Consider the following 19,214-nt stretch of genomic DNA (forward strand, 5'->3'; position numbering starts at 1 on the left):
CTCAGAGTTATCTACATCTTAAGTAGAATGGCACCTACCTCGCCTCCAGAAAAGGAATTCACCCGATGACGGCAGCACCCGACCCAGCATCCGAAACGCCTTCGACGGCCGCGCGTGCTGGTCTCATTCTCGGCCCGGTCTGGGTCGTCGCGACACAGATCCTGCCAGCCCCCGCCGGCATGGAACCGGCAGCGTGGCATTGCGTGGGACTGGCACTGCTGTTGGCGACCTGGTGGGCAACCGAAGCCATTCCGATTCCAGCAACCTCGCTACTACCCATTCCGCTGGCTCCCGCACTCGGCATCACCGATCTCAAGGGAACAGCCGCCAGCTACGCCAACCCCACCATCTTTCTGTTCCTTGGCGGTTTTCTACTGGGAATCGCCATGCAGCGCTGGAATCTCCACCGCCGAATTGCGTTGCGCATTCTGAACGTCGTTGGCCAGAAACCCAAGCAACAGATCGCCGGATTCATGCTGGCAACGGGTTTCATCAGCATGTGGGTCTCCAATACGGCGACCGCCATCATGATGCTGCCCATCGGTATGTCGGTAATATCCCTCTTCGCCGAGGCGGAATCGGATGAAGTAAAACGTTATGCCACCGCCCTGCTGCTAGCCATCGCCTACTCCGCCAGCATTGGCGGCGTCGCGACGCTCATCGGCACGCCGCCTAACGCCATACTCGCGGGCTATCTTTCCAGCGAGCAGGATATCGAACTGGGATTCGCGCAATGGATGGTGATCGGCCTTCCGATCAGCGTGGCCATGATGGCCGTGGCTTGGTGGTGGCTGACCCGTGGCGGTTTCAAGCTCGAGCTCGACAATAACAACGGCGACATCATCGGCGACGAACTGACCAAGCTTGGCGGGATGAAGCCGGCGGAGAAACGCGTCGGTGTCGTCTTTCTACTGGCCGCTCTAGCCTGGATCACGCGACCGCTGCTCAACGACTGGGGCGTCGAGTGGCTCTCGGACACCTCGGTCGCAGTGCTGGCCGGCGTCGGACTGTTCCTGATCCCGAGCGGCAGCGAGCGACATCGTCCGCTGTTGCTGTGGGAGGACGCCAGGGATCTCCCGTGGGGCATTCTGCTGCTGTTCGGCGGAGGGCTTGCTCTGGCTAGCACGATCAGCAGTTCCGGTCTGGCGGACTGGATCGCCAGCCAACTCACCGTCTTCGGTACTTTGCCGCTTCTCCTTCTGATCGGCGTGATCGTGCTGGTAATCATCTTCCTTACCGAACTGACGTCGAACACGGCCACGGCCGCAGCCTTCCTGCCACTACTCGGCGCCCTGGCGGTATCGCTGGGAGTCGATCCACTGCTGATTACCGTGCCGGCCGCCATCGCAGCCAGCTGTGCTTTCATGATGCCGGTAGCCACGCCGCCCAACGCTATCGTTTTTGCCACGGGCCAAATGACGATCCAGTCGATGATCCGTGCCGGCTTCTTCCTGAATGTCGCGGGAACCGTGGTGGTGACGCTGATCTGTCTGGGGTTGATCGAACTTTTCTGGCTGTAGGGAGCACCAAAGCCGATATGAACCGAAGCCGGCATCAAGGATCCATTCCGATGCCGGCCCCTCAAAAAACCGAGGTGACGAAAAAAACCGAGGTGACGAAAAAAAGGCCGCCGGACAACGTCCGGCGGCCTTTTTCTCGTATCTGGTCGGAGCGACAGGATTCGAACCTGCGACCTCTGCAACCCCATTGCAGCGCGCTACCAAGCTGCGCCACGCTCCGATTTCAATCGGGCCACCTGCGGTGGTCCCTGCGAAACGCTGCGTATACTACCTTGCGGTCCAACAAATGAAAAGCGCTTCTTAAGGCTTTTTTTTCAATCGGTTGCGAAAGCCTCCCCGACCGTAAGCAGGCGAGGCAAGAAGTCCGTCGAGTCGTCAGGGATACGAGCCTGGCCGAGACGATACCGGTGAGCGCAAGCCTCGTCTCCACGGCGAGCCATGGGTACAATTTGCCGATATCGAGACCAAAGTCTAACAAGGTGGCGTCATGTCGTTGATTATCGGTATGTGCATACTGCTCGGCTGCCAGTTCCTGGGGGAAGTCATCAGCCGGGCTCTGTCCCTGCCCGTGCCCGGGCCGGTCCTTGGCATGTTGATTCTGTTGATCGGCCTGTTGATCCGAGGCAGCGTTCCCACCAGCCTGAGGACGATGGGCGAGGGGCTGCTCAAGTACCTGACGCTACTCTTCGTCCCTGCCGGCGTCGGCTTGATCCAGCATTTCGGCCTGATTCGCCAGGAAATAGGGATTCTGACCGCCACATTGCTCGTCTCAACCTCGGTGACGATTCTCGTGACCAGCCAGATCCTTCAACGCGCCGCCCAAAGGGGCCGGGCGGCCAAGGAGAGAGAAGCATGAACGATCTCCGGCTCGAGCAGATCTGGGTCTATCTCTCCGCCAGCCCCCTGCTGCATCTGTCTGCCACGCTGCTGGCATTCATTGTCGCCACGGTCATCAACCGCTGGGCAGGCGGAACCCCACTGCTCCATCCCGTCATCGTCACCATCGCGCTGCTGATCGGCTTTCTGTTGCTGACCGGCACGGACTATCCAACCTATTTCCAGGGTGCCCAGTTTCTGCATTTCCTGCTGGGGCCGGCTACCGTGGCACTGGCCATTCCGCTCTACGATCATCGGGAGCGGGTGCGCCGCATGCTCTGGCCTATCGTCATCGGCACGCTTTCCGGTGTCGCCACGGCGGTGGTCTCCGCCGTGGGGATCGCCACGGCCTTGGGCGCCAACACCGAAACGGTACTCTCGCTGGCGCCGAAATCGGTGACGTCGCCGATTGCCATGGGCATCGCCGAGAAACTGGGAGGCATCCCATCGCTGACCGCAGGGCTCGTCCTCATCACTGGCGTCGTCGGCTGCATCGTCGGCCCCTGGATCTTTCGTATGACCCGGATTACCGACCCTACCGTCCAGGGATACTCAATGGGTCTAGCGGCCCACGGCTTCGGCACGGCCTATTGCTTTGCCTCGATCGGCGCGGTTGCCGGCGCTTTCTCCGGTCTGGCGATGGGGCTATCGGGATTGACCACCGCATTCCTGCTGCCCCCCATCGTGCATCTGTTCGGTCTCTGACCCGCCAGCCACCTTCGTCATTCACGGCATTTGCATGTCGGTCGGGTCGATTGATCACCGCTGGCCGCGGCGCTTTTGGCAAGACGACAACAACTCAACAAAACGACAACAACTCGCTAAGGAGTTCAAGCGCCAATGCCCGGATAATCGAGGCTAAACGTCCTGCTTCACGGAGAGTGACACATGGAAGTCAAAACGTTCTTCGCTCAAAGCGCGGACGGCAAGGTCATCCCCGATGCCGAAGTGAGCGTACATCGTCTGGGCGAAGAGAACGTCGCCTCCAACCTCGAGGATGCCAACGGCAACCCACTGGACAATCCGTTTCGCGCCGGCCCGCAGGGCCAGATTCAGTTCGCCGCCCCCAACGGCCGCTACTCCATCGAGGTTGCCAGCCAGGATTCTCGCCAACGCCTGAACACGCAGTTTTTCGATCAGACCGCCGTGATGTCCGCTTCCGGCATTCAGACCCTGAGCGGCGCCCTCGACCAGCGCCTGATCGTGCTCGATTCCGTCGAGGCTCTGAGAGAATGGCCTGGCGAACGCGTTCCCGATGGCTGCAGACTCATCTGTCGCAGCTTCTACCACGACCTTCCCTACGAGCTGAATATCGAATTGCAACGTAGCGAAGCGCAGGATTCGCCGGACAACGCCGGCGACATGGCCTGGGTACCAGCGCCACATCCTGTACGCGACGACTTCCACGTGCTCACGTTATGGGCGAAGGACGGCTCGGCCTATGTTCAGCGAAGCTACGACATCAATCTGCTCAAGGTGGGCTTTCGCGCGGACTATCGCCTGACCGATGGCACGAATGGCAAAGGTAGCGACGAGTCCCGGTGGTTCCAGGAGACGCTCGACAAGACGCCGTACCGCACCAAATATCTCCCCGATCTGCCCGGTGATGCGGGCCTCTATTTGGGCAACCGGCGCATCACGCTGTGCTCCGGCACCCGGATCGTCGGTGATGGAGCCCACGCCAACAGCCGACTCGTCAGCGATTATGCCGCTACGGGATTCCACGACGGGCTGTTCTGGTTACGCGAACCCCATGTGATCGACGCCTGGGCCAATGGCCGCCCAACCGGCGAGCTGGACGCGGCCTTCAGTCACGGCATTCACTTGAGCGGCCTCACCATCGAAGCCACCGACTTCGCGCGCGGCGCAGTCGCGCTCGTCTGTGTCAGGGATGTCACCTACAACGACATCCATCATTTGCGCTGTGGGGGACTCAAGATATTCCACGAACTGGAGCTCAACGATCGCTACTCGATCAAAGGCGAGGATCCGGACACCGACAACGCGGTGACGGCGGGCTTCAATCCCGACGCCCCGGATGATCTCAGTGAAGGTATCCGCGTCAGCAATCTATCCGGCAGTGCCGGTCGTTACACCTTCAAACCCGGCGACAGCAAACGCGCCACCGCCGTTCGCCTGAACTTCGTTCGCGACTTCAGCGTTTCCCATGTACACATGGACTACTGCAACGTGTCCGGCTGGGGCGGCTCGGCCCGCGCCGGCAAAGGCGGCGAACTGAAGTGGATGCGCCGCCTGCGTGACGGCTTCATCCAGGACGTCCACTGCCGCTGGACCAATGGCGCGATCTATTTCAACAATGCCCACAACGTCAAGGTCTTCGGCTGCAGCGCCAAGGAGGTCAGCGACACCGCTTTCGACCTGGAAGGCTGCACCTACTGTCTGTTCGACGGGATCTATGCCGAGAACGCCGCCAACTTCGGCATCTCGATCTTCTATGCGACACGCGGCAACGTCATCAAGAACTTCGTCGCCCGACAGACGTCCCAATCCGCCTCCATCCACGCCCGTTTCGCCGAGCCGAAGTTCGGCCCCGGGCTCGGCAAGACACTCTTTCGTCGACTGGCCGGGTTCGAGGATCCCGACTTCGATCAGGACGTGACCCTCGACACCGGGGCCTTTCTTTATGAAGGCGAGGGATTCGGTGCGGTCATCGTTGACTCCTGGGCCGACGTCACCTATCGCAACATCAACCATAGCGACATCGTGGTGGATCTGCGCGCGCATAGCAACGCACAATCCCAGACCGTTCAGGATTGCCGTTTCACCTTCACCAAGCCGGCCGCGGACAACGACGTGCTGATCGCGCTCGGCACCAACCGCGACGCCTACGGTAGCTGGAAAGGCGGGTCGATCGTCTCGGCGGTGGAGCAGCCGGCCGGCGTCGTCCCGCTATTGAGTCAACTGCGCACTTACGCCGGCGTTGCCATCTACGATATCGATGACCTGCGTATCGATGTGCCCGGTGTACGTACGGCGATCATGGTCTGCGATGCACGAAAATCGGGGCGACACCCCGGCCACGCCTTTCGACTCAACCGCAACCTGATCCCGCCAAAGAGCCTGCTCGTCAATCTGAATCTCAACGAGATCACGGGCGGCGGCCCCGCGCAGCTTGACATCACCAACAATCGCAGCCTCGATTTCGCCCCCATCGAGATGACGGCAGTTGGCGATGACAGCAATGCCCGTCATGCGACGCTTCGCTTCGGTCTGAGCGTGGCGCGCGGCAAAGACATCTGATGAAGCCGGCGAGCGGCACCTCACGCACCTCGCCCCCACGGCAGAACGCAAAGCGCCCATCGATCGATGGGCGCTGAGGGGAATACCTCCGATGGCGGTGCGACGAAATCCGCGTGACACTGGCTTGGTCATGCGGTCGAAAACCGCCACTTGATCTCGCTCGCCGATTCGTTCGGCGCTTTATCAGGTCAGCACGATGATGCTCGCATCGCCCGCGATCCGTATACCGCCAGCCACTGCTTCGTTCCGCGGCCCGGCAGTCGGTTGCATTGGTCTGGACAGCGGCTGACGCTCGGCGTCCCGGGCCAGCGACGACGACACCGGCAGGCAGCACGCGAGCCCCCCGGCGAGGCTCCCGATCACGAATTGACGACGCGTCATGCTCATGTATCCCGCTCCTTCATGATCACCGCGCTGGGGATCGCCGCATCGCCGGATCGATACCCCACCACACTGCCCTGCGCCGCCCGAGAACGAAACGCGGCCTCAGCCGCATCGAGTGTCTGCCGGATACGCGGAGCGGCAAGCGCCGAGAACGTGTTGGTAATGTGATGATCGTCGCGATAGAGCAGCACGTGGTCCTGCAGCGGCCGACACAATGTCTCGTCGCAGAACATGTCACTGATATCGGCGAAGTAGACATTGTCGAGATGATAGGCCTTCGTCGGCGAACGCTTGCTAAGCAGCTCATCCCGCGGCTTGGCGCATCGCTCAGGCGAATCGGCATGAAGGTCGGCGCATTCCGGTACGTCGAATCCAAACCAGGGGTTGTCACGCAGCGCAAGTACCTTGACACCACCCACGGCAAGCGCCTGCCACGATGACAGATATCCCGACGGTACCTTTTCGTCGCTTCCCTGACCGCGGGTGGCGTTGGTGAAAACGAAGTCCGGCTGAATCTCCTTGATTCGCTCGACGACCTTTCGATTCCAGGCATGGCAGGAGGGATAAACCATGTAGTCGGCGTCGGCGTCCAACGACAGCATGCAACCGCCTTTGGTCAGGGTCACCAGCCGGAACCCCTCCTGCTCGGCGACTCTCTTCAGCGCCGCCAGCCACTGCTGAGCATGCGAGCCCCCCGCCAACACGACGGTCTTGTCAGCGTCGCGATCGCCGTAGCTGCACTGGACGATGGCCGCATTCTCGGGGGTCTGATGGCAACCGTCAGAGGAGGATAACGGCAGATCCATACTGGCGATGAGCGTCGGCGGATAGATCTGCCCGGCATCGGGTGCCTGTCCCTGGAGGAACTCGTCGAGCGACGAATTGGCAACGGCCCTGCGCTCCTGATAGTCGTGATGCCAGGCCGAAAGCGCCGCGATGGGCAGCAACAGCAGCATTGCACAGGCACCGTAGGAATAGAGATTGCGACGCGACAGCCACACCGAACGCCGTACGGGGTTCTCGAAACTCCAGGTGGTCAGGAAAGCGAGCAGTCCCGCCCCGAGGATGATCATCATCCCCGGCACCAGCCCCACATCGAAGCTACCGCTGACATAGCGATAGACCGCCAGCAGCGGCCAGTGCCAGAGGTAGAACGAGAACGACAGATCGCCGAACCAGACCACGAAACGGTTGTTCAACAGTTTCATATCGCAGCGATTGCGTGCGGCGATGATAATGCCGCACGCGGCCAGTACCGGAACCAGCGCCACGACTCCGGGGAACAGTTTCGACACGTCGAGAAACAGCGCGAACGTCAGCAGCACGATCAACGAGACCCACCCCAGCACTTTCGCCGCCACCCTCGACATCGTGACCCGGGTGACGACGAACGCCAGCAGCCCGCCGATGGCGAACTCCCAGGCTCGGGCGAAGGTATCGAAGTAGGCCCACGGCTGATTCCTGGCGGTGATATAGATGCTGTAACCGAGCGACACCACGGTAACCACCACCAGCATGGTAACGCACGCGACACGACGATCGGGGCCATGACGCCGATCGATCAGGCTTGCCGCCCACAGCAGCAGCGGAAACAGAAAGTAGAACTGCACCTGTACCGCCAGCGCCCAGAGCTGCTGAAACGGTGACGGCGGCGCGCCTTTCTGCAGATAGTCCGTCGCGGTCAACGCCAGGGCCCAGTTCTCCATGAACACCGTCGATGCCAGCGCATGCTTGATCTGATTACGCCACATCGAATCCGGCATGAAAAAGAGCGACAGAATGATCGTCGTCATGATCACCAGCGAGGCACTGGGCACGACACGCCGCAACGTCTTGCCGTAGTAGTCGAACAGCGCACCAAATCTCGGTGGCCCCCCCTTCAACAGCGAACCGACGATGAAGAACGCCGCCACCACGAAAAACACGTCGACGCCTCCGGACACCTTCTGAATCCAGATGTGATAGACGGACACCATCAGTGCCGCCACCGCGCGCAGTCCTTGTATCTCGTAGAGATAGCTTTGCTTTTGAGCCAACGCCCAACTCCTTCGAATGCAGGGTAACCGACGTGTTCTCAGTAAGCGTTGTTCCCGCTAAATCCTTTGAACACGGTTAGAAAAATAATTTTCAGATCAAGCAGCAACGACCAGTTGTTGATGTACCAGAGATCATGCTCGACACGGTGCTGCATCTTGTCCAGCGTATCGGTCTCTCCCCGGAATCCGCAGACCTGCGCCCAGCCGGTGATGCCCGGCTTCACCATGTGGCGCTGCATGTAAGACTCGACTAGATCCTTGTAATACTCGTTGTGCGCCAGCGCGTGCGGACGAGGACCGACGATCGACATTTGTCCCTGGATGACATTGAGGAATTGCGGCAGCTCATCCAGGGAAGTTCGGCGCAGAAACGCCCCTACACGCGTGATACGAGGATCTCGCCGCGTCGCCTGGGAAACCTGACCGCTCTCCTCCTGGTGCACCTTCATAGAGCGGAACTTATAGACCTGTACATCATGCCCATTGGCCCCCGTACGTAGCTGCTTGAACAGCACCGGACCAGGCGATGACATCTTGACGGCAAGCGCACAGGCGACGCAGATCGGGGCGATTAACAGCAGAATCAGGCCGCCGATGACAATATCCTCCAGCCGTTTCACCCACAGTGCGCTGCCAGAGATCGGGCTAACGCTGAGATCGATTGCATGAGTTCCGGCAATATGACTGACGCGATGGTTTAGCAGAGGAATATCGGCGAAATGCGGAATGAAGCGAATTTCCAGCGGAAGATGGCGCAGGTTGTACATGATCGCCTTGACGTGCTCACCCTCGGAGACCGACAGACAGATCCAGACCTCGTCGGCCCCCGACTTTTCGACTCGACGCGCCAGATTGCGTGGCGCTTTCTCAGCTCTCAGTACACGTCCTCGACAAATTCCGGCGATCGCGTACCCCTGGTCTTGGTGTTCACGCAGCGAGCGCGCTACGTCGAGCAAATTCTCCTCCGGACCGACCAGAAACACCTTGCGCCGATTCTTGATGCGACCGTTGTGGTACATCGCCAGCATCATCAACAATGCACGCGATGCCGCCACCAGACAGAACGACAACAGGAAGGTGAATACGAGCCATTGCCGAGATACGGAATCCGATAATTTCAGCAGAAACATCAAAATACTCACCGCCGCGAACACCGCTGCCCATACCCACAACAGGCGGTAGATCCGGCTGCGCAGCCGTGTGGAGCGCCACTTGCTGTAGCCCCCACCGAAAATATTGATCAGCACTACCGCCAACGCCATGACGATCAGCACCAGCGCGTTGACGCTATCGAGCTGTGCTGTCCTGAACCGAATCTCATTCGCCAGAATACCCGCCAGCACGATCGCCATAACGTCAATTAATGGCGCCAGCCGCCTTACAGGATTCAGACTTTTCATATTCATTCTCCTGATATCATCCTGGTGACCCTGATCTGTCTTCTATTGGAGTCTGCCATTGAGCTAGATATTCTCAGTTGCTGTCGAGTCCCCTCGAACGCCATCCCAGATATACAACTCACGCTTAAATGAACCGTCTTTCTCGCAGATAATCCACTACTGTAGTCGTAACCTCTCGTGGTGATACGCTGCCATCGTTAACGACACGAATTTCCGGTGAATGGGGAGTTTCGTAAGGAGAGTCAATACCGGTAAAATTCCTAATCTCGCCGTTTCTTGCACGCTTATAGAGCCCTTTTGGGTCACGACTTTCACACGTTGACAACGGGGCATCGACAAATACCTCGATAAAGTCTCCTTCCTCCATGAGTTGTCTGACGGCAGCCCTCTCGGAACGAAATGGAGAAATAAAAGCCGATAGCGTGATCACACCGGAGTCAACGAATAATCGTGACATTTCGCCAATACGCCGAATATTTTCTATCCTATCAGCATCGGAAAAACCAAGGTCACCATTCATTCCCTTGCGGACGTTGTCGCCGTCTAGCAGATAGGTCAGCTTTCCCAACTCATGTAATCTCTCCTCTACCAGACCAGCGATTGTCGACTTTCCTGACCCGCTAAGCCCGGTAAACCATAACAAACAGGAACGTTGACCATTTAAAAACTCACGGTGGTTTCTACAGATTTTATGGGCGTGCCAAACGGTATTGTCATTCATGCGATATACCTCATGTTCATCCCGTCAATCTTGTGAATTATTTCTTAAAAACACCCACTAGCCGGTCGTTATCGAAAACGAGCAATGCGTTGATTTTCCTCGACTCCATCATCACCAGCGCGTCCTCGACACGGGCAGTCGGAGCAATTCGCGATGCCTGTGGCGTCATGAAGTCGTAGGCCTTCCTGGAGAAGACGTATTCGCCGTACTTCTCGATGGCACGGCGGATGTCACCATCGGTGATGACGCCCCAACTGCCGTTGTGCTGGACGATCGCCATTCCCAACTGCCCGCGCGACATCGCCTGGATCACATCGAGCACCTCCGACTCCGCCTTGACAACCGGCAGGTTCTCGCTGCGCATCTCGTGCTCGACCCGACTCAACAAGCGGCGACCAAGCGAGCCTCCCGGATGGAACCGGGCAAAGTTCTCGGGCTGGAAGTCCCGCGCTTTCATCAGCGTCACCGCTAGTGCGTCCCCCATCGCCAGGGTGGCCGTGGTCGACGACGTCGGCGCCAGCTGCAGCGGACAAGCCTCTTCGATGACACCGATATCGAGATGGCTGTGGGAAGCTCGAGCCAGCGTCGAGCTCCGGTTACCGGTCATGCCGACCAGATAATTGCCGTTATCCTTGAGATACGGAATCAGCTTGACGACCTCCTCTGTTTCCCCCGAATTGGAGATCGCCAGGAAGATGTCGTGCGGCGTCACCATGCCCAGATCGCCGTGGTAGGCCTCGCCCGGATGCATGAAAAAGCTCGGGCTGCCGGTGCTCGCCAGCGTCGCCGCTATCTTGCGTCCGACGATCCCGGACTTGCCCATGCCGCAGACGATCACCCGCCCCGGGGTCTGCAGGATGGCATCGATGGCGGCACTCAGGTCGTTGTCGAGCTTGCGGGAGACCTCCAGAAGCGATTCGGCTTCCTTGACGAAGACCTGTCGGGCCGTTTCCAGATATTCCAGATTCATGCTGTGCTCCTCCCTGACGCTGGTCGCTGCCAGGCCGAAATGGCTGACTGCCGTCGGCGGACCGACGACGCCGCACCAACGGCATCGAGGCCCGTGATTCGAGAGCGCGCGGACGCACGCCATCGGTGATATGAAGGTATCGATAGGATCGAATGTGGTGAGGCCGAGCCTCGGCAACCCGAAGGTTTCAGAGATCGAGCGCTCGGCTCTCGGCAACGCCACCGACCGACCGGGCGGTGGCCCAGAGCGCCGGATGGGGAATCCGGCGCTTGGATAGCGTGCGGGAGGCGCAGCAGGCGGCCTCCCGCCGGATTTACTGAACGATGCGGCGCAGCGCCTCGTCATCTCCCAGCATATGCGCGTACATCCCGGCCAGGTCGAAGCCGCGCGCCGAGAGCAGGTCTTCGGCGATTTCGCGCGCGACACCGCGCCCGCCCTCGGTTGTCGTCACGTAGTCGGCTGCATCGAGAACCAAGGGATGGGCATCGGCCGGGGCATAGGCCGCGGCGACTTCCCGCATCACCGGGATATCGATGACATCGTCCCCCGCGAACGCGATACGGTCGGCAGCGATACCCTGCTCCTCGGCGATCTGTTGGATGGCTTCGAGCTTGCGACTGAAGCCAATCTTGATCACGTCCATGCCCAACTGGGTAGCCCGTGTCATCAGCGGCTGGCTCGATTTGGCCGACAGCACGCCGCTTTTGATGCCGTGCTGCCGAAGCAGTCCGATCGCAACGCCGTCACGCACGTTGAATGGCTTGAGCGCTTCGCCCTCTGGTCCGATCAACAGCGTGCCATCGGTCAGCACGCCGTCGACATCGAACAGCACGAGTTCGATCTGGTCACGAAGATCCGGACGAGGCATCGATCGATCTCGACTTTCCATCAATCGATCTCGACTGGGGACAGGCTCTTGACCAGATCGTCCACCGCCTTGATCTGGGCCAGGAACGGTTCCAGCTTGTCGAGCGGCAACGCGCTGGGGCCATCGCAGCGCGCGTTGTCGGGGTCGGGGTGCGACTCTAGAAAGAGACCGCCCAGCCCCACGGCCATCCCGGCGCGAGCGAGCTCGAGAGCCTGGCGACGACGCCCGCCCGAGGCCTCGCTGGTCGGATCACGGCGCTGCAGGCTGTGGGTCACGTCGAAGATCACCGGCGCGTTGTCGCTGACGTTCATCATCTCGCGAAAGCCCAGCATGTCGACGACCAGATTGTCGTAACCGAAGCAGCTACCGCGTTCGCACAGGATGACCTGCTCGTTGCCCGCTTCGGCGCACTTGTCGACGATATTCTTGACCTGCCCCGGACTCAGGAACTGCGGCTTCTTGATATTGATCGGCTTGCCGGTCCTCGCCATCGCCACGACCAGGTCCGTCTGGCGGGCCAGAAACGCCGGCAACTGGATCACGTCGGCGACCTCGGCGACGGGCTGCGCCTGCGCTACCTCGTGCACGTCGGTGATCACCGGCACGTTGAACTCGCGTTTGACCGCCTCGAAGATTTTCATCCCCTCGTCGAGGCCGACACCGCGGAAGGAGTGGATCGAGGAGCGGTTGGCCTTGTCGAACGAGGCCTTGAACACGTAGGGAATGCCCAGTTTGCCGGTCACTTCGACATAGGCCTCGCAGGCCCTCAAGGTGCTGTCGAGATCTTCCAGCACGTTGATGCCGCCAAACAGCGTGAAAGGCGCGTCGTTGGCCACTGCCAGCCCGCCGACCGATACGGATTTCATCAAGCCACCTCACTTCTATCCATTGAATGCAATCTTGCGCGGTCCATAAGCTTAACGAAGTTCGCCTCGCTGAAGGGAGTATCCTGAAAGTAGTCCTCGTTCACCAGATAGTGATCGATGTAGGCCGCCAGGCGACGCTCGCTGAAATGCGCGTAGAAGGTATTGCCCAGAAACGTCACTTTCTTGTCCAGCAGCTTGGCCTCGAGACCCACCGTGGAGTTGATGGTCACCACCTCGGCGGCCCGATCCAGCAGCTGGAAGGTATTCTCGTTGACGATGAGGAAGTCGTGCTCCGCACGCAGCCCGGCCAGAATCGACGGAATGGCCTGGTTGATCTCAGCGGGATGGGGCTTGATCACCAGTCGCAGCCCCTTCTCCCTGGCCATCGCGATCGCGTCCTTGAGGCCGTCGATCACGCTGTTCTTGCGGTAGTTCAGAATGATCTGGGCGTCGGTGCTCACCTGCATCGGAAAGAACAGGTAGGGCGTTGCCCAATCCATCTCGTCAAGCACGACTTCATCCGCCTTGCGGAGCTTCCTCAGCTCGTCGAAGCCGTAGGCGTTCTCGCCGGCATAACCCAGGATCGCCTCGAGACGGCATCCCACGACCTGGACGAACTTCTGGAACACCGTCTTGAAGTCGAGCTTGCGCGCCTGCCCGATCACGTGCCGCTTCATGCGCGCGGCGGTGTATTCGCGCTTCCAGCGACGAAAGGCCTCGAGATCGACCGGGTAATCGTCCAGTACCTCGACATGCTCGTACAGATAGGACTGCATGTCGGTGCCCTGGGGATCCGCGAAGGTCTTGTTGCCGATATTGCCGTAGCCGGTGTAGAGCACGTCGATGCCATTGGCCCGGGCGTGGTCGGCCAGCGCCGACTGGGAAGCGAGCCGGCCGCTCGGCAGGATATAGAGATCCCATTGGCGCCTGGGTTGCTCGCGCTCGATGAAGTCCGCGAAACCGGAGTAGACCCTGTCGGCCTGAGCATGGGTCAAGCGGCCGGTCAGGATACTGAAGTTGTTCTCCCGGCAGGTACGTCCCCGCCCCCGGCGCGGCATGAACACCGTCTCGCGCTTGAGCGTCAGGTAGACGTACATGATCAGGTTGTTGGCCACGAACTCGACACGGCAACCGCTGGCGCCGGGCGCGGCGAAGACGCGCTTGAAGAAGCGGTAATCCTCGGGGTTGGAGATATTGATCAGAACCTGACTATACATAGCACTGCCCGTTATGCTGGTAGAGTTTCAAGAGTTCGGTATTCATGCTGACCGGCGAGAAATCCCGCTCGTAGCGCTCACGGCAGCGCCGCCCCATCGCCTGCCGGTCGCAGCGGTCGAAAGCGGCCATCGCCGTGGACAAGGAGGCCGGGAAGTCGTCGAAATCGAAGACGAAGCCGGTATCGCCATGGCTCACCAGTTCGGGCAGCGCACCGCGGTTCGAGCAGATCACCGGCGTGGCGTTTCGGTAGGCTTCCAACACCACCAGGCCGAATCCCTCCCAGCGACTGGGGACGATCAGCGCCTTGGCCCGCGCGATCAGTCCGTCCAGCGCGGTATTGTCCTGCCAGCCGAGAAATTCCATGTTGTCCCGGGCGGTGAACGTGGCATCGGAATCGACGACATTGCCGCCGACGATCTTCAGCAGCGGGCGATCTTCGCCCCAGAACGCGTGGAGTTTGTCGAACCCTTTCTGACGATCGAAACGCCCGATGAACAGATAGAAATCCTCCTTGCGTCCCTCGCCGATTGCTTCCCGGGTATCGCGCACACAGTTCTTGATCAGCAGCGTCTTATCCCCCATCCCAGCCTCTTCCAGCAGCGTGCGTTCGTACTCCGAGATGGCGACGACGCCGTCGGTCCGTTGATACAGCGCTTTCTCCACCCACTGGATGCCATGCCTCTTGAGGCCGGAGGTGCGATGCGGGTCGAACGCAACCCCATGAGGCTGGTAGATCAACTTGGCCCCATGGAAAGAGATCGGCAACGCGCGACAGAGAAAACCGGCGAAGGTACTGTGGACATGCACCACATCGGGACGCGCCTTGGAAACCGCGCCACGCAGGCGCATGGCAAGGTGTTTCAGTCGCTGAACCCTGCCATCACCTTCGAATCCGACGATGTGGATCTTGCCCTCCAGCTCGTCGATGTCATCCAGGTTGATCTCCTCGAGCTGAGTGCGGGGCAGTAGCACCGATACAGCCTCGACTTCGGGACGTCGCGCCTGTTCCGCCACCACATTGTTCAGATAAGTGGCGATGCCGCCGGTCACTGTCTCGCAGACATGCATGATTTTCATGAATTCACTCGCTGAAGGAGAGCATTACCAGCAGGGAATATATAATGAAGGTCGGTACTAAAATGAGAGCAGCATCCGAAAATGTAGCCACACCATACATAAGACAACCGATACAGGCCGCACGACTAACGGGTCGATTGATATCAAACAGGCTTCGTGCCATCACAATATTCGAAAAAAACATCAAGAACGGCAGTAGCCCGATGAGTCCAACGAACTCGGCCACCGAAACATAGGGGATTTCGTAGGACCAGTAGAGCGGCACATGCGAAATAAAATTCGCGTTAACGAAATATTCAAGATAACTCGCTCGCCCACCCAGATTGGAATCAAATAGAAAAGTCACATCTTTTCCCATAACTCCCAGCAACGCCATCATTCCTGGCACAGCAATGCATAATAGAACACAGATCACGATCAACTTTTTGACCGATATTGCTTTATTGAAAATGAGATACTCAAAAACACAATATAACAACAAAAGCGCCCAAGCTGTTCTCGACAACGTTAACATGATTGTCAACATTAGCAGTAAAACCCATTTTCGACTTCTTTCAATGACCGAATATATTGGCAGCAACATAATCATGCAGACAGCATAGATATTGCCATTATTGTAGGTAGAGAACAGTTTATAGATGCCTCCTCGGTCATTCATGCGAGATTCAAGAGTTTGGTCCGCCCCCAAAGTCGTCGTCAACAGTGGAATAGAGAAATATTGGCCTGTGGCGACTTTATAAAGAAATAAAAATATTCCAAACGCCGACGCAAAACGAATACACATTACGAGTGCTCGCAAGAGGTATTGCAATCTGTCTGGCGTCAACTGGCTGGCCCAGACATAGAAAAATAGTGGAACAACGACCAAAGACATGACATAACCGACATAAGCTGCCGGCTTGGCAATACCATTAATCAATGTAATTGATAGGAACAGCATCCAGAAGGGAAGCAGTAAAAACATATAAACATCATACCCTCCTCCTGACGCCATGCCTCTCACGAGAAATTTCGCAATCAAAAATGGTAGTGACAGGCAAATCAGCAGATAAATACCGTTCAAAGGTATACCAGATATTGCAACGCCAGACTTTGGGATAGCAATAGCCAATACTGCGAAAGCGGCAATATAAGCATGCCGAACATTTATGACCAAATTATATTCACCTTGACCCAATAATGACAAATTACCGACCAACCTGATACAAACACAGGCGACGGATAAACATCACATCAGTTCTCGAAAACACTTCCCAACAGTTTAGCATCTTCCGCATATAATCGGGCCACAATATCGACACTTTTCGAATCGTACATGCGACGATAGTCATCACCACCGCTGGAGTTGACTCTGGTAATATTGCGCTTGGGCAGGCCAAGGCGCTCCTGAATAATTTCGACTCCTTCCGAAAGATTTTCGACACTACCCAAAAAATCGAGATCATTCATTCCATTGACAAGAATAAATTTTGACTGTGGGACAAAGTGAGTCCAACTCATAATTTTGGCCGCCAACGCGTCATCTTCTAACGCATGAACGAAGTCCTCGAACGCAGAATAGCGCCTCAGGTACTTTTCAAAAAATTCCTGATCATACACCCCAAACCCGCCATTCTTCAGATAGGCATAAGCAGAATAAAAACGACTCCAGACGTTTCTAGAGAACGCAAATTTGAACGAGCTGGCATATTTCTCCGGATCAGCACTGAGGTATTGCGAGAGATAATTATGACCTTTCGGAGTCATTTCGAAAAGAGATTTCGCCACGCCGTTGCCTGCGTTCTTGGGGATATGAACGAAGATAACATTGTGCATATTTTCCAGATCGCTGTAAGGATTTACCCGCTCTCTTGCCAACCGATCTCTTACTAGCAACGGGACGATGCTGCGGTATATCGGTTGCACGTAGCCTTTCAGTCCGGTTTTCGCAACAACGGCTCGGCCGTACTGGAACATGGCATTCTCCAGAAATTATGAAAGCAACGCTTTTTGGACTATCGGCAACGCCATTAAGTGTATTTGGCGACTGAACATTCTCTATCGAGCCGGAGTGATAGTCATCGAGAATCGGTTATTCGGCACCGACGAGGATCAGAACGTGTATTCGAACGCGTCAATATCCTCAGCATAAGCACTCCGAACGATGCTTTTCAGACTCTCGTCATAATAGTTTTCGTAAGAATCGCGCTTGCTGGCATTAACTCTGGCAAGATCGGAGGCCTCAGGGTTGATCATCGTCTTCATTGTCTCGAAATCGGAAGGTAGCGACTCGAAACGGGCGATGAAATCGACGCCCAACTGGCCGTCGCGACGTACAAGAAAACGCTTCTGTGGCGTGAAGTGCTCCCACTCCAGAATCGTCTGCCGATAGTCGGGATTTTCCAAGCGCTGGATGAACGTTTGAAACTCCACATCACTGCCGATATGGCGCCTGAAGAAAGCCCCCCCATTAGAGCGGGCATCGAGGCTACGCAGATAGAAAAAGGCTGAAACCAACCTGTCCCATGGGTTTCTGACCACGGATACCTTACGATAGGCGTCATACTTCTGCCGATTGCGCTCGTAGCATCGCAGCTTGTTGTGTCCCGTACCGTTCGGCGCGTCGAGAAGCGACCGGGAGATAGCCTTACCGGCCGCCTTTGGCACGTGAACGAAAATACACTGGAACTGATCTTCCCAGCGTGAATAGGGATCCTTGATGTGGTTAATCAGATTCTCGCTCTTGGCCGGTCCAATAATCGGGATAAGCATCGAGCTGACCATCCGGTATTTCGAGATCTTCGCCATATCATTTTCACCCAATCTTCCGACATCCCCACTCTGGGTAGAAGTCCCGGACATAGGCGTTAAGCGCCTTTTCCGCTTCGGTGTAAACGCGGTCGGCACTGGTGATTCCAACTTTCCCCGCCCCGCGCACCAATCCCGCACCGACAGTGATATTGGTCAGCCGGTCGATCACCACGAAGCTCCCGGTTCCCGGGCTCTTGCGGTAGTCGTCCAGCGGCACGCTAACCGTCAGCTCGATCTGGCAGCGACCGATGGCGTTGAGCGCTAACGTCTCGGCGGCGTGATGCTCGAGCGTGTTGACATCGATCTGGTAGTCGATCGCAGCGACCTTGCCGGCGATCTCCTGCGCGCCAATCTTGAAGTCGTAGAGCCGACCCGGCTCGAGAGCGGTGTCATGCATCCAGACGATATCGGCGACCAGCGCGCTGGACTGTGCGACCTCGGCGTCCGCCGCGACCAGCCAGTCGCCGCGAGAGATGTCGATCTCGTCTTGCAGCGTCACGGTGATCGCCTGGCCGGGATAGGCCTCCTCCAGATCGCCATCGAAGGTGACGATGCGCTCGACGCTGGACCGCTTGCCCGACGGCAGCGCCTTGACCGCCTGCCCGGGGCGCAGAATGCCGGCTTCGAGCGTGCCGCAGTAGCCGCGGAAGTCGAGATTGGGCCGGTTGACGTACTGCACCGGCAGGCGCAGATCGGAAAGATTCGAGTCATGGGCGACCTCGACGCTCTCCAGCAGTTCGAGCATCGCCGGGCCGGGCCGGCCGTCGACCTGGTACCAGTCCATCTTCTCGCTGCGATTGACGACGTTGTCACCGTCGAGTGCCGACATGGGGACGAAACGAATGTCCCTGGCGTCGAGCTTTTCGGCGAACTCGCGATAGTCGGCGACGATCTCGTCGAAGCGGGCCTGGGAATACTCGACCAGATCCATCTTGTTGACCGCGATCACCAGATGCTGAATGCCCAGCAGGTCGGCGATGAAACTGTGGCGTCGAGTCTGCACCTGCACGCCGTGACGGGCATCGATCAGGATGATCGCCAGGCTCGCCGTCGAGGCACCCGTCGCCATGTTGCGGGTGTACTGCTCGTGGCCCGGCGTATCGGCGATGATGAACTTGCGCTTGTCGGTGGAGAAGAAACGATAGGCGACATCGATGGTGATGCCCTGCTCGCGCTCCGACTGCAGGCCATCCACCAGCAGCGCCAGATCGACCTTGTCGCCGGTCG

Annotated in this window: 17 protein-coding genes and 1 tRNA gene; 4 read left to right on the top strand and 14 right to left on the bottom strand. The window is 58.2% G+C overall.

Annotated features, from left to right (window positions below):
* Window positions 1–65 precede the first annotated feature (65 nt).
* On the top strand, window positions 66–1,520 hold the full coding sequence (locus F0A16_RS08400; protein ID WP_149434919.1) for an SLC13 family permease: 1,455 nt from the start codon (window positions 66–68) through the stop codon (window positions 1,518–1,520).
* A 143-nt stretch (window positions 1,521–1,663) separates the two neighbouring features.
* Here F0A16_RS08400 and F0A16_RS08405 read toward each other — a convergent pair.
* A tRNA-Pro gene (locus F0A16_RS08405) sits at window positions 1,664–1,740 on the bottom strand.
* Window positions 1,741–2,007: 267 nt separating this feature from the next.
* Between F0A16_RS08405 and F0A16_RS08410 the strand changes: the two genes are divergently transcribed.
* The 3 genes from F0A16_RS08410 (at window position 2,008) to F0A16_RS08420 (ending at window position 5,657) form a co-directional block, all read left to right on the top strand.
* Entirely contained in the window at window positions 2,008–2,376 is a 369-nt protein-coding gene (locus F0A16_RS08410) for a CidA/LrgA family protein (protein ID WP_149434920.1), read from the top strand.
* Window positions 2,373–3,101 carry an LrgB family protein gene (locus F0A16_RS08415; protein WP_149434921.1) on the top strand — a complete coding sequence of 243 codons (729 nt, stop codon included), beginning with the start codon at window positions 2,373–2,375 and terminating at the stop codon, window positions 3,099–3,101. Before F0A16_RS08410 ends, F0A16_RS08415 begins: the two co-directional genes overlap by 4 nt.
* A 183-nt stretch (window positions 3,102–3,284) precedes the next feature.
* Complete coding sequence (locus F0A16_RS08420; RefSeq protein WP_149434922.1) at window positions 3,285–5,657, top strand: right-handed parallel beta-helix repeat-containing protein; 2,373 nt, start codon at window positions 3,285–3,287, stop codon at window positions 5,655–5,657.
* 183 nt (window positions 5,658–5,840) lie between these two features.
* Here F0A16_RS08420 and F0A16_RS08425 read toward each other — a convergent pair whose 3' ends face one another.
* The 13 genes from F0A16_RS08425 to cysN form a co-directional block, all read right to left on the bottom strand.
* The gene (locus F0A16_RS08425) at window positions 5,841–6,044 is read right to left on the bottom strand and encodes a hypothetical protein (RefSeq protein WP_149434923.1); all 204 of its coding nucleotides are present in this window, start codon (window positions 6,042–6,044) and stop codon (window positions 5,841–5,843) included.
* Window positions 6,041–8,077 carry an acyltransferase family protein gene (locus F0A16_RS08430; RefSeq protein ID WP_149434924.1) on the bottom strand — a complete coding sequence of 679 codons (2,037 nt, stop codon included), beginning with the start codon at window positions 8,075–8,077 and terminating at the stop codon, window positions 6,041–6,043. Before F0A16_RS08430 ends, F0A16_RS08425 begins: the two co-directional genes overlap by 4 nt.
* Window positions 8,078–8,115: 38 nt before the next feature.
* Window positions 8,116–9,477, bottom strand: a complete 1,362-nt coding sequence (locus tag F0A16_RS08435) for an undecaprenyl-phosphate glucose phosphotransferase (RefSeq protein ID WP_239023761.1) — start codon at window positions 9,475–9,477, stop codon at window positions 8,116–8,118.
* 124 nt (window positions 9,478–9,601) lie between these two features.
* Window positions 9,602–10,198: an adenylyl-sulfate kinase gene (gene cysC, locus F0A16_RS08440; protein WP_149434926.1), complete on the bottom strand. Its 597-nt coding sequence runs from the start codon at window positions 10,196–10,198 to the stop codon at window positions 9,602–9,604.
* Between the two features lie 37 nt (window positions 10,199–10,235).
* Complete coding sequence (locus F0A16_RS08445; protein WP_149434927.1) at window positions 10,236–11,168, bottom strand: KpsF/GutQ family sugar-phosphate isomerase; 933 nt, start codon at window positions 11,166–11,168, stop codon at window positions 10,236–10,238.
* 313 nt (window positions 11,169–11,481) lie between these two features.
* Entirely contained in the window at window positions 11,482–12,036 is a 555-nt protein-coding gene (locus F0A16_RS08450) for a KdsC family phosphatase (RefSeq protein ID WP_149434928.1), read from the bottom strand.
* Between the two features lie 20 nt (window positions 12,037–12,056).
* Window positions 12,057–12,902: a 3-deoxy-8-phosphooctulonate synthase gene (kdsA, locus tag F0A16_RS08455; RefSeq protein WP_149434929.1), complete on the bottom strand. Its 846-nt coding sequence runs from the start codon at window positions 12,900–12,902 to the stop codon at window positions 12,057–12,059.
* The gene (locus tag F0A16_RS08460; protein WP_149434930.1) at window positions 12,902–14,119 is read right to left on the bottom strand and encodes a capsular polysaccharide export protein, LipB/KpsS family; all 1,218 of its coding nucleotides are present in this window, start codon (window positions 14,117–14,119) and stop codon (window positions 12,902–12,904) included. The genes kdsA and F0A16_RS08460 overlap by 1 nt, the downstream gene beginning before the upstream one ends.
* Window positions 14,112–15,197, bottom strand: a complete 1,086-nt coding sequence (locus tag F0A16_RS08465) for a glycosyltransferase family 4 protein (protein WP_149434931.1) — start codon at window positions 15,195–15,197, stop codon at window positions 14,112–14,114. The genes F0A16_RS08460 and F0A16_RS08465 overlap by 8 nt, the downstream gene beginning before the upstream one ends.
* A gap of 4 nt (window positions 15,198–15,201) precedes the next feature.
* Complete coding sequence (locus F0A16_RS08470) at window positions 15,202–16,383, bottom strand: hypothetical protein (protein ID WP_149434932.1); 1,182 nt, start codon at window positions 16,381–16,383, stop codon at window positions 15,202–15,204.
* A 47-nt stretch (window positions 16,384–16,430) separates the two neighbouring features.
* Entirely contained in the window at window positions 16,431–17,153 is a 723-nt protein-coding gene (locus F0A16_RS08475; protein WP_149434933.1) for a sulfotransferase family 2 domain-containing protein, read from the bottom strand.
* 135 nt (window positions 17,154–17,288) lie between these two features.
* A complete protein-coding gene (locus F0A16_RS08480; protein WP_187775947.1) occupies window positions 17,289–17,984 on the bottom strand; it encodes a sulfotransferase family 2 domain-containing protein in 696 nt (231 codons plus the stop codon).
* A 7-nt stretch (window positions 17,985–17,991) separates the two neighbouring features.
* The coding region (gene cysN / locus F0A16_RS08485; RefSeq protein ID WP_149434935.1) for a sulfate adenylyltransferase subunit CysN at window positions 17,992–19,214 on the bottom strand (1,223 nt) is incomplete at its 5' end.

The organism is Salinicola corii (assembly GCF_008298015.1).
GTDB classification, from domain to species: Bacteria; Pseudomonadota; Gammaproteobacteria; order Pseudomonadales; family Halomonadaceae; genus Salinicola; species Salinicola corii.

What these genes read in the sequence shown, in the direction of transcription:
- F0A16_RS08400 (WP_149434919.1), top strand. Translation starts at nt 66, where the DNA reads ATGACGGCAGCACCCGACCCAGCATCCGAAACGCCTTCGACGGCCGCG.
- F0A16_RS08410 (WP_149434920.1), top strand. Translation starts at nt 2,008, where the DNA reads ATGTCGTTGATTATCGGTATGTGCATACTGCTCGGCTGCCAGTTCCTG.
- F0A16_RS08415 (WP_149434921.1), top strand. Translation starts at nt 2,373, where the DNA reads ATGAACGATCTCCGGCTCGAGCAGATCTGGGTCTATCTCTCCGCCAGC.
- F0A16_RS08420 (WP_149434922.1), top strand. Translation starts at nt 3,285, where the DNA reads ATGGAAGTCAAAACGTTCTTCGCTCAAAGCGCGGACGGCAAGGTCATC.
- F0A16_RS08425 (WP_149434923.1), bottom strand. Translation starts at nt 6,044, where the DNA reads ATGAGCATGACGCGTCGTCAATTCGTGATCGGGAGCCTCGCCGGGGGG.
- F0A16_RS08435 (WP_239023761.1), bottom strand. Translation starts at nt 9,477, where the DNA reads ATGAAAAGTCTGAATCCTGTAAGGCGGCTGGCGCCATTAATTGACGTT.
- cysC (WP_149434926.1), bottom strand. Translation starts at nt 10,198, where the DNA reads ATGAATGACAATACCGTTTGGCACGCCCATAAAATCTGTAGAAACCAC.
- F0A16_RS08445 (WP_149434927.1), bottom strand. Translation starts at nt 11,168, where the DNA reads ATGAATCTGGAATATCTGGAAACGGCCCGACAGGTCTTCGTCAAGGAA.
- F0A16_RS08450 (WP_149434928.1), bottom strand. Translation starts at nt 12,036, where the DNA reads ATGCCTCGTCCGGATCTTCGTGACCAGATCGAACTCGTGCTGTTCGAT.
- kdsA (WP_149434929.1), bottom strand. Translation starts at nt 12,902, where the DNA reads ATGAAATCCGTATCGGTCGGCGGGCTGGCAGTGGCCAACGACGCGCCT.
- F0A16_RS08460 (WP_149434930.1), bottom strand. Translation starts at nt 14,119, where the DNA reads ATGTATAGTCAGGTTCTGATCAATATCTCCAACCCCGAGGATTACCGC.
- F0A16_RS08465 (WP_149434931.1), bottom strand. Translation starts at nt 15,197, where the DNA reads ATGAAAATCATGCATGTCTGCGAGACAGTGACCGGCGGCATCGCCACT.
- F0A16_RS08475 (WP_149434933.1), bottom strand. Translation starts at nt 17,153, where the DNA reads ATGTTCCAGTACGGCCGAGCCGTTGTTGCGAAAACCGGACTGAAAGGC.
- F0A16_RS08480 (WP_187775947.1), bottom strand. Translation starts at nt 17,984, where the DNA reads ATGGCGAAGATCTCGAAATACCGGATGGTCAGCTCGATGCTTATCCCG.